This window comes from Klebsiella sp. CD33 (genome assembly GCF_051992865.1).
GTDB lineage: Bacteria > Pseudomonadota > Gammaproteobacteria > Enterobacterales > Enterobacteriaceae > Klebsiella > Klebsiella pneumoniae.
Genome location: NZ_CP197023.1, coordinates 1,424,173 through 1,439,269 on the forward strand (window position 1 = coordinate 1,424,173; position 15,097 = coordinate 1,439,269).

The window sequence follows — 15,097 nt, forward strand, 5'->3', positions numbered from 1 at the left end:
TATTGAGTAAAAATCGTGAATACACTCGAACAAACCATCGGCAATACCCCACTGGTCAAACTTCAGCGTCTGGGACCGGACAACGGCAGCGAAGTGTGGGTCAAACTCGAAGGCAATAATCCGGCCGGCTCGGTGAAAGATCGCGCCGCGCTGTCGATGATCGTCGAAGCGGAAAAGCGCGGCGAAATTCAGCCCGGCGACGTGCTGATCGAAGCGACCAGCGGCAACACCGGTATTGCGCTGGCGATGATCGCCGCGCTGAAAGGCTACCGGATGAAGCTGCTGATGCCCGACAACATGAGCCAGGAGCGTCGGGCCGCGATGCGCGCTTACGGCGCCGAGCTTATCCTGGTCAGCAAAGAGCAAGGGATGGAGGGTGCCCGCGACCTGGCTCTGGAGATGGCCCAGCGCGGAGAAGGCAAACTGCTCGATCAGTTTAACAACCCGGATAACCCCTACGCCCACTACACCACCACCGGGCCGGAAATCTGGCAGCAGACCGCGGGGCGTATCACCCACTTTGTCTCCAGTATGGGGACCACCGGCACCATTACCGGCGTGTCACGTTTTCTGCGTGAACAGAGTAAACCGGTGACCATTGTTGGCCTGCAGCCGGAGGAGGGGAGCAGTATTCCCGGGATCCGCCGCTGGCCGGCAGAGTATATGCCGGGGATCTTTAACGCTTCGCTGGTGGATACGGTGCTGGATATTCATCAGCAGGATGCCGAGAACACCATGCGTCAGCTGGCGGTGCGGGAAGGCATTTTCTGCGGCGTCAGTTCGGGCGGCGCGGTAGCGGGCGCGTTACGCATAGCCCGCGAAAATCCTGGCGCGGTGGTGGTGGCGATCGTCTGCGATCGCGGCGATCGTTACCTTTCCACCGGCGTGTTCGGCGAAGAACACTTTAGCCAGGGGGCGGGCATTTAATCATCAAGCAGGTCGGTGCCGTAGGAGTTATCGACGGTGCACAGCCAGCGTTCGCCCTGCTTCTGAAAGACATAGGTGGCGCGTCGCGTGACCAGGGATATCCCGTCCGCCGTCGGGATATCCAGCCGGGTCTCCATAATCACCAGCGCATTGCCGCCGCCTTCAATAACCTCCATTTTCCCTTGAGTCACCACCAGTCGGTGCTGGAAATAGTCGGCAATGGCGATAAAGGCTTTGCGGATATTCTCTTTCCCTCTGACCACCATGCCCGGTTTGACGACCAGCGCGGCGTCTTCTGCGTAATAACTCATCAGGGTATCGTAATCTTCCTGCGAGATAGCGCGATCGCAGGCTTCAATGACCGCTTTCAGTGCCAGGTCAGGGTGATGCATCTCTGGTGCTCCTTGTTGTGAGCGATTTGTCCGCCTCGGCGATCAGGGCATGCAGGTAAGACTAGCCTGCTGTCGTTTATTTTTCATTAATTTGTCGGCTGCTGCCATCACTCCCCGATACGTTCGGTGGACTGCCTGCGTCAGGGGGCGTCTAAGGCCTGCGCAATATCGGCCGCCAGGCGGGAAATCTCTGCGTCACTCAGACGACCCAGCGACAGGCGTAGCCCGTGGGAGGGCGTACGGATGCCAAACACCTCTCCCTCCCGGACCAGCCAGCCGGCGCGGGCCAGGCGTAAGGCGTAGGGCTGGCTCGCCGCTGGCAGCGGCAGCCAGAAATTGAGGCCATCCCCTGGCGTAGCATGGCTGAAGCCGTGCCGGGCCAGCGCCGCCGCCAGTTTCTCATTCTGCTGGCGATAGTGACGACGAGTCTCCGTCATCGAGGCGATAAACGCCTCGTCGGTCAGGCAGGCCAGCGTCAGGTCCTGCAGCAGATGGCTGACCCACTGGCTGCCGGCGTTAAGCCGCAGGCGCAGCGCCGCTGAAGTAGCGGCATCGCTGGCGATAAAGGCCAGCCGCAGGTCTGGTCCGAGGGTTTTTGACATTGAGCGCACCAGCGCCCAGCGTTGGGTGCTTGCAGGAAGAGGGGAGTGCCATGGCGTGGCCGACAGCAGGGCAAAATGGTCATCAACAATCGCCAGTACCTGCGGATAGCGGGCTAGCACCTCCCGCAGGGCATGCGCCCGGGTTTCCGTCAGGCTACAGCCGGTAGGATTATGCGCGCGCGGGGTTAAGATCACCGCCCGTGCGCCGTTGCGTAACGCCTCCTCCAGGCCGTCAGGATCCATCCCTTCGGCATCCACCGCCACCGGGCAGGGGGTAAAACCGGCGTAACGCACCATATTGATGCTGCTGAGAAAACAGGGATCTTCCACCACAACGCCGTCGCCGGGGAGCAGCAGGGCGCACAGCAGGCGCTCCAGGGCGTCTATCGCCCCGCTGGCGAGATTCACCGCAAAGGGAACGGCTATCTCTCTGGCAAACCACGCCTCGGCCCATTGGCCAAGCCGCGGCTCAATGGGCGCATCGCCATACAGGCGGGGCGTGCGGGCAATCTGGCCCAGATAGCGGGGTAAATCAGGCAGTCTGGCCGGATCCGGATTGCCGCTGGAGATATCGTTCAGCGGGGTCGTTGGGTCACCTCCCTCCAGCGCCGGCAGTGTGTCCCGCGCTTTAATGGCTGTACCGTTGCGTCCCTGACTGACGGCCAGCCCGGAGGTCACCAGCCGTTTATAGGCGGCGGCGACAGTGTTGCGATTCACTGCAAGCTGGCTGGCGAGTTCACGTACCGGCGGCAGAACCTCTCCGGGCTGCAACCCGCCGCTCTGCACCAGATGGCGGATGTTATCGAAGATTTCGCTGGCGGTTTTTCCGGCTAACATTATTGACCTATGACAAAATGGAATTTAGCATAGGACGAATCATAATCAGTGCGTGACCCGCTGTCCAGCGGGGGGAGAAAAGATGGGCCAGCAGGATGATATACAATCAGTGCTCTTTCACGACAAAAGCCGGGCGTCGGAAGTGGATATCGTCGCCGTGCAGTCGCAGGTAGTCTATGGCAGCGTCGGCAACAGCATCGCGGTTCCGGCGATTAAACAGCATGGTCTGCGCGTGCTGGCGGTGCCGACGGTGCTGTTCAGTAATACGCCCCATTATGAGACGTTCTATGGCGGCATTATTCCGGAAGAGTGGTTTGTCGGGTATCTGCAGGCGCTGGAGGAGCGCGACGCGCTGCGCGAACTGCGTGCGGTCACCACCGGCTATATGGGCAGCGCTGTGCAAATCGAACGCCTGGCGCAGTGGCTGACGCGCGTACGGGCCCGCCATCCCGGGTTGTGCATTCTGGTGGATCCGGTCATCGGCGATGTCGACAGCGGCATCTATGTCAAGGCTGAGATCCCGGACGCCTATCGTCAGCACCTGCTGCCGCTGGCGCAAGGGATCACCCCCAATCTGTTCGAACTGGAGACGCTGAGCGGCCAGCGCTGTCGCGATCGGCAGGAGGCGGTCGCCGCGGCGCGAAGCCTGCTGTCGGACACCCTCAAATGGGTGGTGATCACCAGCGCGCCGGGAGAGGCCGATTCGACGATCAATGTGCTGGTGGTGACGGCCGATGCAGTGGAAGTGGTGGTTCACCCGCGGGTGGAGACAGACTTAAAAGGAACCGGCGATCTGTTCTGCGCGGAGCTGGTGAGCGGGTTGCTTTCCGGCCTGGCGCTGGGGGCAGCGACGCAGGCTGCTGCCCAGCGCGTGCTGGAGGTGATGAACTGGACTGCCGCCCAGGGTTGTGACGAATTGATCCTACCGCCGCTGGAGCAAAGCAGATGAAAAGCTATCGGTTAGTGATCCGCCAGCAGGGACGCATTGTTGGTCATTTTGATACGACAGGTGAGGCGGCGCTGGAGGATGCCTGCGTGGCGCGGTCGCTGTTCGGCCTGGCCGGTGGATATCAGTGCGAACTGCTGGTCGCTGACAGCGAGCGGCGAATTCTGGAGAGCACCCCGGAGGGATTGCGCGTCTTGTCTCGCGAGAAGTGCTATCGACCGGTAACCTGCGCGGTATAAAAAAATGGCGCCTTTCGGCGCCATTTTTATGCAGCAAGCATTACTTCTTGATGCGGATTACCGGGGTTTCACCCACGGTCACGCTACCGGACAGTTTGATCAGCTCTTTGATCTCGTCCATGTTGGAGATAACCACCGGCGTCAGAGTCGACTTGGCTTTCTCTTCCAGCAGCGGCAGATCAAATTCGATAACCGGATCGCCGACTTTCACGCGCTGACCTTCTTCAGCGATGCGCTTGAAGCCTTCGCCTTTCAGTTCAACGGTATCAATACCGAAGTGAACGAACAGCTCGATGCCGCTATCAGATTCAATAGAGAACGCGTGGTTGGTTTCGAAAATTTTACCAATGGTACCGTCTACCGGCGCGACCATTTTGTTGCCAGTCGGTTTGATGGCAATCCCATCGCCCACAATTTTTTCCGCAAAAACCACATCCGGCACGTCTTCAATGTTGACGATCTCACCGGAGAGGGGAGCAACAATCTCAATAGTTCCGGTGTCTTTCTTGTCATCAGAAACCAGAGATTTCAATTTATCAAACAAACCCATGATCTTCTCCTAAGCAGTAATTTGGGCCGCGCATCTCGTGGATTAGCAGATTGTTTTTTCTTCAATGAACTTGTTAACCAGCGTCATTAACTCGTCCGTTGTCGGTTGAGCAAGAGCCTGCTCTGCTAATACTTTCGCATCTTCGAAGTTCGTATTACGAATAATCTTCTTGATGCGCGGGATGGAAATGGCGCTCATAGAGAATTCGTCCAGCCCCATACCCAGCAACAGAAGTGTAGCACGTTCATCGCCCGCAAGCTCACCGCACATGCCAGTCCATTTACCTTCAGCGTGAGAAGCATCAATAACTTGCTTAATCAGATTCAGTACAGACGGTGACATCGGCTGGTAAAGATGTGAAATCATATCATTACCACGGTCAACTGCCAGAGTATATTGCGTTAAATCATTGGTGCCGATACTAAAGAAATCAACTTCTTTGGCCAGATGACGAGCAATGGTCGCCGCAGCCGGTGTTTCCACCATCACGCCGATCTCAATGGATTCGTCAAATGCTTTACCTTCGTCACGCAGTTCCTGTTTGTAGATTTCGATCTCTTTCTTCAGCGCACGCACTTCTTCAACAGAGATGATCATCGGGAACATAATGCGCAGCTTACCGAAAGCGGAGGCACGCAGGATGGCGCGAACCTGGTCGCGCAGGATCTCTTTACGATCCATCGCAATACGCACGGCACGCCAGCCGAGGAACGGGTTCTCTTCTTTCGGGAAGTTCATGTACGGCAGCTCTTTGTCGCCGCCGATATCCATGGTACGGACGATAACGGCCTGAGAGCCACAGGCCTCAGCCACCGCTTTATAAGCCGCAAACTGTTCTTCTTCAGTTGGCAGCGCGTCACGGTCCATGAACAGGAATTCGGTACGATACAGACCTACGCCTTCGGCGCCGTTGCGCTCAGCACCTTCGACATCGCGAACGGTACCAATGTTGGCGCAGACTTCAACCTGATGGCCGTCGAGGGTAATCGCCGGCAGATCTTTCAGTTTCGCCAGTTCGGCTTTTTCTTCCGCAACCTGAGCCTGCAGACTACGCAGCGCTTCAATTTGCTCGTTAGACGGGTTGATCAGAACCTGGTTGTTCACCGCGTCGAGAATCAGATAGTCGCCGTTCTTCACCTGCGCCGTGATGCTGCCGGTGCCCACGATGGCCGGCAATTCCAGGGAACGCGCCATGATAGAGGTGTGGGAGGTACGACCGCCCGCATCGGTGATGAAACCCAGCACTTTTTTCAGGTTCAGCTGTGCGGTTTCAGACGGGGTCAGATCGGCGGCGACGAGGATGACTTCATCCTGAATCGCACTCAGATCGATGATTGCCAGACCAAGGATGTTGCGCAGCAGGCGCTTACCGATATCACGTACGTCAGCCGCACGTTCTTTCAGGTATTCATCATCCAGCTCTTCCAGGGCAGTGGCCTGACCGTCGATAACTTCATTGGCTGCCGCGTCGGCAGTCATGTGCTTATCTTTAATCAGGGCTATGATTTCCTGCTCAAGCTCCTCATCTTCCAGCAGCATAATATGCCCTTCGAAGATGGCTTCTTTTTCTTCACCGAAAGTTTCACCAGCTTTGGTTTTGATGACCTCCAGCTGGGCGGAGGCCTTGGCGCGGCCGCTCAGGAAACGTTCGACTTCCTGATCAACCTTATCGGCAGAAATTTTCTTCCGGTCGATGACAATTTCATCTTCCTTCAGCAGCAATGCTTTGCCGAAGGCGATACCCGGGGATGCTAAAATGCCTGAAATCATAACCCTACCTTACTTGTGACTGATATGAAAAAGAACCCGTGAACTTACTCGAGTTCAGCCATCAGTTTAACCAGATGCTCAACAGCTTTCTGCTCATCTTCGCCTTCAGCGGAGAGGGTCACTACGGTGCCCTGGGTCAGGCCCAGAGTCTGCAGTTTGAACAGGCTTTTGGCGCTGGCGCTTTTGCCGTTGGAGGTTACAGTGATCTCAGAAGTGAAGCCTTTAGCTTCTTTAACAAACTGAGCAGCAGGGCGGGTGTGCAGACCGTTCGGAGCGGTAATGGTAACTTCTTGCTGGAACATTATATTTCCCCAACTTATAGGTTTAGTGTTGTGGACCTAAAGTCTAGTCTAACGACTCGACTTTAGCCTGTATTGTTAGCGCCGGCGTTACGTTTCCGGCCTTGGCGTCGGCAGCGCCTGGCGCTGCGAAGACCTGCGGGCCATTGACGTCTAGCACGTCATTAAACATTATGCCGCGAAAGGAAGACTTGAACCAAATCATAAAATCGATTCAGCTGGCGGAAATCCTCTTCTGAATAATTTCGCGCATCAAAATAAATGTGCTGGTTAAATACCAGACCCTACGAGGTGAATCAATGCCAGGAGGGGTAAAACTTTGACGTGTGCCACAAAAAAGCACCCGAAAAGGTGCTTTTTTACACATTATTTACAAGCTGGCACTACTGTTGCAGCTCTTTCTCAGTGAAGAGATCGGCGAACAGCGCGGTGCTTAAATAACGCTCACCAGAGGAAGGCAGGATAACCACAATATTCTTATTGGTAAAGGCCTCATCTTCCTGCAGCTTCAGCGCGGCGGCAACGGCGGCCCCGGAAGAGATACCCGCCAGGATGCCTTCTTCTTCCATCAGGCGGCGCGCCGTGGAGATAGCTTCCTCGTTGGTAATGCCGATCACTTTGTCGACCAGCTTCAGATCCAGGTTGCCAGGAATGAAGCCGGCGCCGATACCCTGAATTTTGTGCGGACCCGGCTTGAGCTCTTCCCCCGCCAGCGCCTGGGCGATAACCGGGGAATCGGTCGGTTCAACGGCGACGGTGATCAGATCTTTTTTACCTTTGGTGTTTTTGATATAGCGGCTGACGCCGGTCAGCGTTCCGCCGGTACCTACGCCGGAGATAAACACATCTACCTGACCATCGGTATCTTCCCAGATTTCCGGGCCGGTAGTCTTCTCGTGGATTTCCGGGTTAGCCGGGTTGCTGAACTGCTGCAGCAGCAGGAATTGTTCCGGGTTGCTGGCGACAATCTCTTCCGCTTTCTGGATAGCGCCTTTCATGCCTTTGGCGCCTTCGGTCAGCACCAGGTTGGCGCCCAGGGCTTTCAGCAGCTTACGACGCTCGATGCTCATGGTTTCCGGCATGGTTAGCGTCAGTTTGTAGCCGCGGGCCGCCGCCACGTAGGCGAGGGCGATACCGGTGTTGCCGCTGGTCGGCTCGACCAGTTCCACGCCAGGTTTCAGAACGCCGCGCTTTTCAGCATCCCAGATCATATTGGCGCCGATACGGCATTTTACGCTAAAGCTCGGGTTACGAGATTCTACCTTTGCCAGGATACGGCCATTACCGATGCGGTTCAGTCGTACCAGCGGCGTATGACCGATAGTCAGGGAGTTGTCTTCAAAAATCTTACTCATGGCCCGTCCTTAACTGTATGAAATTTGGGGGTACGGCATCAGCATACCCGCTTAAAGAATATGCGGAAGTAAGGATTTAGCATATCTATATGCGGAAGGGAAATAATGATAAGCAAGAAGGAATAAGCGCGATATAAGGGAGCGGCCTTTGCCGCCCCCAAGTGAAGGTGTTACCGCTATTTCCAGCTGGCGTGTCTATCGCGATAGCAATCGACCCACATGGCGGTGGCGCCGCAGATAGCCACCGGAAGGATCACCAGGTTTAACACCGGGATCATTGTGAACAGGCTGGTGAGCGCCCCAAACTGCATATTCATCACTTTGCGACTGCGCAGCGCTTCGCGCATGGTTTTGAAGGGAACCTTGTGATTATCAAAGGGATAATCACAGTATTGAATCGCCAGCATCCATGCGCTGAACAGGAACCAGAGTACCGGGGCTACCGTCTGGCCAACGCCGGGAATAAAGTAGAGCAGCAACAGCACGATGGCGCGCGGCAGATACCAGGCCAGCTTCTGCCACTCACGCTTCATAATCCGCGGAATATCTTTCATGATGCCAAAGACGCCGACGTCCGGCGGGGTAGCGCCGGTCAGGCGCGCTTCCAGCTGTTCCGCCAGCAGGCCGCTGAACGGCGCGGCTATCCAGTTGGCGATCGTCGAAAAGAAGTAGCCAAACACCAGCAGGATTGAGAGCACTACCACCGGCCACAGCAGGTAGTTTAGCCACTGCAGCCAGTCCGGCACATGGCTCATCAGCGAGGGGATCCAGCTGCCGAGACGGGTAAACAGCCACCAGAAGGCAGCGCCCATCAGCAGCACGTTAACCAGTAAAGGCAGGAAGACATAACGCCGTATGCCCGGCAGCCCGATGAGTTTCCAGCCCTGCGAAAAATAATAAACGCCGCTGCGCGGGGTCGGTGCGGATGATGAAACCATAGCCAGGCATTGCTCCTTTTTTAACATCCGGTGTGAATGCTCGCTTATTTTATCGGGTCGTCAGACAATAACCAGTTAGGAAATGTTCGAAAAAACAGCAAAAAGCACGATTTAGTTCATCTTTATGTGGTGAAAGCGACCGACGCACTTGCACTTGAGGTAATCGGCAAATACTCTTAGTGAGTAAATGTTTGCCGTGGTGGCAAGGTGTTAGAACAACAGAGAATATAATGATGCAGGATTTGCGTCTGATATTAATCATTGTTGGCGCGATCGCCATAATCGCTTTACTGGTACATGGTTTCTGGACCAGCCGTAAAGAACGTTCTTCGATGTTTCGCGATCGCCCACTGAAACGTATGAAGTCGCGCGACGATGAGTCGGAAAACGACGACTTTGATGATAATGTTGAAGGCGTAGGAGAAGTCCGCGTTCATCCGGTGACTCACGCCCCGCACGGCGCGCATGGGGAGCATGAAGCCCCTCGTCAGGCGCCGCAGCACCAGTACCAGCCGCCTTACGAGCGCCAGATGCAGCAGCCTGCGCGTCCTGAAGAACCGGTTCGCCAGCCGCCGCAGCCGCCGCGCCAGGCCCCGGTTCCACCGCAGCAACAGCCTGCGCCGCATGCGGCTCCGCAGCCTGGCTGGCAACAGCCGCAACCTGCGCAGCCGCCCGTACAACCGCAACACCAGCCGCAGCCTGTTGTGCAGCAGCCTGTCGCGCCGCAGCCGGTGACGCCGACCGTCGCTCAGCCGCAGCCAGCCGCCCCGCAGCAGCCTGCGCCACAGCCTGTTGCCGCGTCGCAGCCCGCCGTCGCGGAACCGCAGCCGGTAGAGCCGCAGCAGCCCGCCGCGCCGCAGCCGAAAGAGCGCAAAGAGACGGTCATTGTGATGAACGTCGCCGCGCATCATGGCGCCCAGCTTAACGGTGAAGTGCTGATCAACAGTATCCAGCAGGCCGGCTTTAAGTTTGGTGAAATGAATATTTTCCACCGCCACCTAAGTCCGGACGGCAGCGGTCCGGTGTTGTTCAGTCTGGCCAACATGGTGAAACCGGGAACCTTCAATCCGGACAGCATGGCGGATATGATGACCCCTGGGGTGACTATCTTTATGCAGGTCCCTTCCTACGGCGATGAACTGCAGAACTTCAAGCTGATGCTGCAGTCTGCGCAGTATATCGCTGACGAAGTGGGCGGCGTGGTGCTTGACGATCAGCGTCGCATGATGACGCCGCAAAAACTGCGTGAATACCAGGATCGTATTCGCGAAGTGAAAGACGCGAACGCCTGACGTTCCGCGTTAACTCAATCCTTTCTCAACCCCCGCCTGTCGGGGGTTTTTTATCATTGATGGTGTGATATGGAACCAATCGAACAACAACTGACTGAACTGCGAACCACGCTTCGCCATCATGAATATCTGTACCACGTTATGGACGCGCCGGAAGTGCCGGATGCGGAATATGACCGCCTGATGCGCAAGCTGCGCGAGCTGGAGAGCCAGCACCCGGAGCTGATTACCCCGGATTCGCCAACACAGAGGGTGGGGGCGGCGCCACTCACCGCCTTTAGCCAGATCCGCCATGAAGTGCCGATGCTGTCGCTGGATAACGTGTTTGACGAAGAGAGCTTTCTCGCCTTCAACAAGCGGGTACAGGATCGCCTGAAAAGCACAGATCATCTTACCTACTGCTGCGAGCTTAAGCTCGACGGCCTCGCGGTGAGCATTCTCTATGAAAACGGCGTGTTGGTGCAGGCGGCAACCCGCGGCGACGGCGCCACCGGCGAAGATATTACCTCTAACGTGCGAACTATTCGCGCCATCCCCCTCAAGCTGCATGGCGAGAATATTCCTGCACGCCTTGAGGTACGTGGGGAAGTGTTCCTCCCGCAGGCCGGGTTTGAAAAAATCAATGAGGAAGCTCGCCGCACCGGCGGGAAAGTGTTTGCTAACCCGCGTAATGCGGCAGCGGGTTCGCTGCGCCAGCTCGATCCGCGCATCACTGCGAAGCGACCGCTTACTTTCTTCTGCTACGGCGTGGGCGTGCTGGAGGGCGGCGAGCTGCCGGCCAGCCACTCGGCTCGGTTGCTGCAGTTCAAAGCATGGGGGCTGCCGGTGAGCGATCGCGTCACCCTGTGCCACACCCCCGAGGAAGTGCTTACTTACTATCGTAAAGTCGAGGAAGAGCGTCCCCACCTGGGCTTTGACATTGATGGCGTGGTGATCAAAGTCGATTCGCTGGCGCTGCAGGAACAGCTGGGTTTCGTCGCCCGCGCGCCGCGCTGGGCCGTGGCCTTTAAGTTCCCGGCACAGGAGCAGATGACCTTCGTCCGGGACGTGGAGTTCCAGGTGGGCCGCACCGGGGCGATTACGCCGGTGGCGCGTCTGGAGCCGGTCCATGTTGCCGGCGTGTTGGTGAGCAATGCCACCCTGCATAATGCCGATGAAATTGAACGCTTAGGCTTGAAAATCGGCGACAAGGTGGTGATTCGCCGGGCAGGCGATGTGATCCCGCAGGTGGTTAACGTGGTGCTTTCCGAGCGTCCGGCGGATGCCCGGGATGTCGTCTTCCCGACCCACTGTCCTGTATGTCAGTCAGACGTTGAACGGGTGGAAGGCGAGGCGGTAGCCCGCTGTACGGGCGGCCTGATCTGCGGCGCGCAGCGCAAAGAGTCGCTCAAGCACTTCGTCTCCCGTCGCGCGCTCGACGTTGACGGCATGGGCGACAAGATCATCGACCAGCTGGTGGAGAAAGAGTACGTCCATACCCCGGCGGATCTGTTCCGGCTGACGGCGGGGAAACTGACCGGGCTGGATCGGATGGGGCCGAAGTCCGCGCAAAACGTAGTCAACGCCCTCGAGAAAGCCAAAGAGACGACCTTCGCACGCTTCCTCTACGCCTTAGGTATTCGCGAGGTAGGAGAAGCGACGGCGGCGGGCCTGGCGGCGCATTTCGGCACTCTCGAAGCCCTGGAGCAGGCTTCCATTGAGGAGCTACAGAAAGTCCCTGATGTCGGCATCGTCGTCGCTACACATACCTTCAACTTCTTTGCCGAAGAGAGCAACCGCGATGTCATTGCGCAACTGCTGGCGGAGGGGGTTCGCTGGCCTGCGCCGGTGGTGGTGAAGGCGGAAGAGATTGATAGCCCGTTTGCAGGCAAAACCGTGGTCCTGACCGGCAGCCTCAGCCAGCTGTCGCGCGATGACGCCAAAGCGCGTCTGGTGGCGCTGGGGGCGAAGGTGGCAGGCAGCGTGTCGAAGAAAACCGACCTGGTGATTGCCGGCGAAGCGGCGGGGTCTAAGCTGGCGAAAGCGCAGGAGCTGGGCATCGAGGTGATTGACGAAGCCGAAATGATGCGTCTGCTGGGAGAATAACGTGGATAAAGCGCAGCTGGTCGAGATAGCCAATACCGAAATGCCGTTCGGTAAATACAAGGGACGTCGCTTAATCGATGTCCCGGAAGAGTATTTATTGTGGTTCGCGCGTAAGGATCAATTCCCTGCCGGGCATCTTGGCGAGCTGATGGCGTTGACCCTGCTGATTAAAACTGAGGGGCTGAGCGATCTGGTCCAGCCCCTGAAGAAAGCGCGTTAGGCTTTGGCCGCGTTGGCCTTTTCCTCAGCGAGACGCGCATCGGTTTGCTGCTTGTAGCGCCGCGCCAGCACCGCGCAGACCATCAGCTGGATTTGGTGGAAGATCATCAACGGCAGCACCATGATGCCGAGGATGGAGGTCGGGAAGAGAATATTGGCCATCGGAATGCCGTTGGCCAGGCTCTTTTTCGAACCGCAGAAAACGATGGTAATCTCATCGGCTTTGTTAAAGCCGCAGCGGCGGGCGACAAAGACGTTGACCGCGATGACGATGGCCAGCAGCACCAGGCTGACCACCACGATAAACAGCAGCGATCCCAGACCGACTTTATGCCAGATGCCATTCACCACCGCCTCGCTAAAGGCGGAGTAAACCACCAGCAGAATCGAGGTCTGGTCGGTCTTACCAATCCACTTCTTATGCTTCGCCACCCAGTCGCCAATCCACGGCCGCGATAAGTGACCGAGCACGAAAGGCAGCAGCAGCTGCAGCATAATTTTACCGACCTGCTCCAGACTGCCGCCTGCGCCGTGAAGGTTCATCAGGACCCCCACCAGTAGCGGGGAAACAAAGATCCCCAGCAGGCTGGAGGCCGAGGCTGAGCAAACCGCAGCCGCGACGTTGCCCCCGGCCAGCGAAGTAAAGGCGATAGCGGATTGCACGGTGGCCGGCAGAATGCACAGATAGATAAAGCCGCTGTAGAGCATCGGATCGACATTCACCGGCGCCCACCAGGCAAACAGAACCCCGAGTAGCGGGAAGAGAATAAAGGTGCTGCACATCACCCATAGATGCAAACGCCAGTGGCTGCCGCCGGCGATAATCGCCTCCCGGGAGAGTTTAGCGCCATGCATAAAGAACAGCAGCGCGATGGCGGCGGTGGTCAGATGTTCAAAGAAGGGGACGAAAGCGCCACGGGCCGGGAAGAATGAGGCCAGCAGGACAACGGTGATTAGCGTTGCCGTAAACGGATCGAGAATACGGAAAAGTTTCATAAACGCTCCTGAAAAGAGATGCGCTATTGTGCTTTTTTTCATTTGAGAAATAAAATTGATTTATTGCATCTATTCATGAATAAAAAAGATGAATTACTCTCTGCGTCAGTTAAAAGTATTTGTCACCGTCGCCCGGGCTAGAAGCTTCAGCCGGGCAGGGGAGATGATTGGCTTAAGTCAGTCGGCCGTCAGCCATAGCGTCAAGGAGCTGGAGCATCAGACCGGCGTCCGTCTGCTCGACCGTACTACTCGCGAAGTGGTGCTCACCGAGGCGGGTCAGCAGCTGGCGGGCAGGCTGGAACGTTTGCTTGATGAGTTGACGATTACCCTGCGCGACGCCGGGCGGGTAGGCCAGCAGCTGAGCGGCACCGTCAAGGTCGCCGCCAGTCAGACGATTTCCGCCCACCTTATTCCGCAGTGTATTGCTCACAGCAATCGTCGTTATCCCGATATCGATTTTGTGCTGCACGATCGGCCCCAGCAGTGGGTGCTGGAGAGTATCCGCCAGGGGGAAGTGGATTTTGGCATCGTGATTGATCCGGGCCCGGCGGCAGACCTTCAGTGTGAAGTGGTTCTGGCGGAACCATTTTTGCTGCTCTGCCGGGAGGATCATCCTTTTGCCAGCCTGACTGAAGTGCCGTGGCAGGCGCTGCAGGATGAAAGGCTAATCCTGCAGGATTATGCGTCCGGCAGCCGCCCGCTGATCGATGCGGCCCTCAGCAGGCTGGCTATCCGGGCGAACATCGTCCAGGAGATTGGCCACCCGGCAACGCTGTTTCCGATGGTAGAATCGGGAATTGGCATCAGCGTTCTGCCGGCGCTGGCGCTACCGTTACCGCAGGGGAGCCATCTGACGGTGAAACGGCTGACTCCGGTGATGGAGCGGCAGCTGATGCTGGCATGCAGGAAAAATCGCTCGCTGTCGACCGCCGCTCAGGCGTTATGGGAAATTGTGCGTGAAGAAGGGGAGAATTTAACCGCCGCCAGGGTTGAAGATCCGCTATATCAGCGCTGACAGGGGAGATTGCTGCGGAGGGACTCGTGGCAGGGCCATGTTCCGCGCATAGCAAAAAGGCGCCTTTAGGGCGCCTTTTTACATTGGTGGGTCGTGCAGGATTCGAACCTGCGACCAATTGATTAAAAGTCAACTGCTCTACCAACTGAGCTAACGACCCGAAGTGGTGGGTGATGACGGGATCGAACCGCCGACCCCCTCCTTGTAAGGGAGGTGCTCTCCCAGCTGAGCTAATCACCCACTTCGGTACTTCACATTTTGACAGAAAATCCAGCTGGCGAGAAAGTGGTGGGTGATGACGGGATCGAACCGCCGACCCCCTCCTTGTAAGGGAGGTGCTCTCCCAGCTGAGCTAATCACCCACTTCTCAATTTTCTGTTCTACACGGCGGAGACTACGTTAAGTAGTGGTGGGTGATGACGGGATCGAACCGCCGACCCCCTCCTTGTAAGGGAGGTGCTCTCCCAGCTGAGCTAATCACCCCCGCTGTGTGGAGTCGCATTATAGGGAGAGTTGAAAATGAGTCAACGCCTTTTCTAAAGAATTCGTTCGTTCGTCGTAAAATTAAACAAAGCGATCGCGAAACCGGCGCCATAGCATGATTTATAAACAAAAATGGCAAACCGTGACGTTCC

General features: G+C 57.1%; 15 protein-coding genes and 4 tRNA genes. 7 read left to right on the plus strand and 12 right to left on the minus strand.

Translation table 11 applies throughout. The features are described from left to right. The first annotated feature begins 15 nt into the window (after window positions 1-15). The gene (gene cysM, locus ACR809_RS07105) at window positions 16-927 is read left to right on the plus strand and encodes a cysteine synthase CysM (RefSeq protein WP_004145610.1); all 912 of its coding nucleotides are present in this window, start codon (window positions 16-18) and stop codon (window positions 925-927) included. Here cysM and ACR809_RS07110 read toward each other — a convergent pair. Both ACR809_RS07110 and ptsJ read right to left on the minus strand, forming a co-directional pair. After that, window positions 924-1,319, minus strand: coding sequence for a YybH family protein (locus tag ACR809_RS07110; protein WP_122051152.1), 396 nt, complete (start codon window positions 1,317-1,319; stop codon window positions 924-926). The two genes, cysM and ACR809_RS07110, sit on opposite strands and share 4 nt — an antisense overlap. A gap of 140 nt (window positions 1,320-1,459) precedes the next feature. After that, a complete protein-coding gene (ptsJ, locus tag ACR809_RS07115) occupies window positions 1,460-2,758 on the minus strand; it encodes a MocR-like B6 salvage transcription factor PtsJ (protein ID WP_002913617.1) in 1,299 nt (432 codons plus the stop codon). 82 nt (window positions 2,759-2,840) lie between these two features. Between ptsJ and pdxK the strand changes: the two genes are divergently transcribed. Both pdxK and ACR809_RS07125 read left to right on the plus strand, forming a co-directional pair. Then, window positions 2,841-3,707 carry a pyridoxine/pyridoxal/pyridoxamine kinase gene (gene pdxK, locus ACR809_RS07120; protein WP_004174917.1) on the plus strand — a complete coding sequence of 289 codons (867 nt, stop codon included), beginning with the start codon at window positions 2,841-2,843 and terminating at the stop codon, window positions 3,705-3,707. Further along, complete coding sequence (locus ACR809_RS07125) at window positions 3,704-3,943, plus strand: hypothetical protein (RefSeq protein WP_002913605.1); 240 nt, start codon at window positions 3,704-3,706, stop codon at window positions 3,941-3,943. Before pdxK ends, ACR809_RS07125 begins: the two co-directional genes overlap by 4 nt. A gap of 40 nt (window positions 3,944-3,983) precedes the next feature. Here the strand turns inward: ACR809_RS07125 and crr are convergent, their stop codons facing one another. The 5 genes from crr to cysZ all read right to left on the minus strand — a co-directional run bounded on the left by crr (window position 3,984) and on the right by cysZ (window position 8,855). Continuing rightward, a complete protein-coding gene (gene crr, locus ACR809_RS07130) occupies window positions 3,984-4,493 on the minus strand; it encodes a PTS glucose transporter subunit IIA (protein WP_000522253.1) in 510 nt (169 codons plus the stop codon). Between the two features lie 42 nt (window positions 4,494-4,535). After that, window positions 4,536-6,263, minus strand: a complete 1,728-nt coding sequence (gene ptsI / locus ACR809_RS07135; RefSeq protein ID WP_002913506.1) for a phosphoenolpyruvate-protein phosphotransferase PtsI — start codon at window positions 6,261-6,263, stop codon at window positions 4,536-4,538. 44 nt (window positions 6,264-6,307) lie between these two features. Then, window positions 6,308-6,565 carry a phosphocarrier protein Hpr gene (gene ptsH / locus ACR809_RS07140; RefSeq protein ID WP_002913505.1) on the minus strand — a complete coding sequence of 86 codons (258 nt, stop codon included), beginning with the start codon at window positions 6,563-6,565 and terminating at the stop codon, window positions 6,308-6,310. 380 nt (window positions 6,566-6,945) lie between these two features. Next, window positions 6,946-7,917 carry a cysteine synthase A gene (gene cysK, locus ACR809_RS07145; protein ID WP_002913498.1) on the minus strand — a complete coding sequence of 324 codons (972 nt, stop codon included), beginning with the start codon at window positions 7,915-7,917 and terminating at the stop codon, window positions 6,946-6,948. A gap of 176 nt (window positions 7,918-8,093) precedes the next feature. Then, the gene (gene cysZ, locus ACR809_RS07150) at window positions 8,094-8,855 is read right to left on the minus strand and encodes a sulfate transporter CysZ (RefSeq protein ID WP_004174922.1); all 762 of its coding nucleotides are present in this window, start codon (window positions 8,853-8,855) and stop codon (window positions 8,094-8,096) included. 230 nt (window positions 8,856-9,085) lie between these two features. On the opposite strand from cysZ, the gene zipA reads away from it, so the two are divergent. The 3 genes from zipA to ACR809_RS07165 all read left to right on the plus strand — a co-directional run bounded on the left by zipA (window position 9,086) and on the right by ACR809_RS07165 (window position 12,452). Beyond that, window positions 9,086-10,147: a cell division protein ZipA gene (gene zipA / locus ACR809_RS07155; RefSeq protein ID WP_020317234.1), complete on the plus strand. Its 1,062-nt coding sequence runs from the start codon at window positions 9,086-9,088 to the stop codon at window positions 10,145-10,147. 69 nt (window positions 10,148-10,216) lie between these two features. Continuing rightward, complete coding sequence (gene ligA / locus ACR809_RS07160) at window positions 10,217-12,232, plus strand: NAD-dependent DNA ligase LigA (RefSeq protein ID WP_122051153.1); 2,016 nt, start codon at window positions 10,217-10,219, stop codon at window positions 12,230-12,232. Window position 12,233: 1 nt separating this feature from the next. After that, on the plus strand, window positions 12,234-12,452 hold the full coding sequence (locus ACR809_RS07165; RefSeq protein WP_002913440.1) for a DUF3820 family protein: 219 nt from the start codon (window positions 12,234-12,236) through the stop codon (window positions 12,450-12,452). On the opposite strand, the gene ACR809_RS07170 is transcribed toward ACR809_RS07165, so the two are convergent. Next, on the minus strand, window positions 12,449-13,447 hold the full coding sequence (locus ACR809_RS07170; RefSeq protein WP_002913439.1) for a bile acid:sodium symporter family protein: 999 nt from the start codon (window positions 13,445-13,447) through the stop codon (window positions 12,449-12,451). The genes ACR809_RS07165 and ACR809_RS07170 overlap by 4 nt on opposite strands. Window positions 13,448-13,535: 88 nt before the next feature. Between ACR809_RS07170 and ACR809_RS07175 the strand changes: the two genes are divergently transcribed. Next, window positions 13,536-14,462, plus strand: a complete 927-nt coding sequence (locus ACR809_RS07175; RefSeq protein WP_002913438.1) for a LysR family transcriptional regulator — start codon at window positions 13,536-13,538, stop codon at window positions 14,460-14,462. Window positions 14,463-14,546: 84 nt separating this feature from the next. Here the strand turns inward: ACR809_RS07175 and ACR809_RS07180 are convergent. The 4 genes from ACR809_RS07180 to ACR809_RS07195 all read right to left on the minus strand — a co-directional run bounded on the left by ACR809_RS07180 (window position 14,547) and on the right by ACR809_RS07195 (window position 14,945). Next, a tRNA-Lys gene (locus tag ACR809_RS07180) sits at window positions 14,547-14,622 on the minus strand. Between the two features lie 4 nt (window positions 14,623-14,626). Then, window positions 14,627-14,702, minus strand: a tRNA-Val gene (locus ACR809_RS07185). Window positions 14,703-14,748: 46 nt separating this feature from the next. Further along, a tRNA-Val gene (locus tag ACR809_RS07190) sits at window positions 14,749-14,824 on the minus strand. A gap of 45 nt (window positions 14,825-14,869) precedes the next feature. Further along, window positions 14,870-14,945, minus strand: a tRNA-Val gene (locus tag ACR809_RS07195). Window positions 14,946-15,097 lie beyond the last annotated feature (152 nt).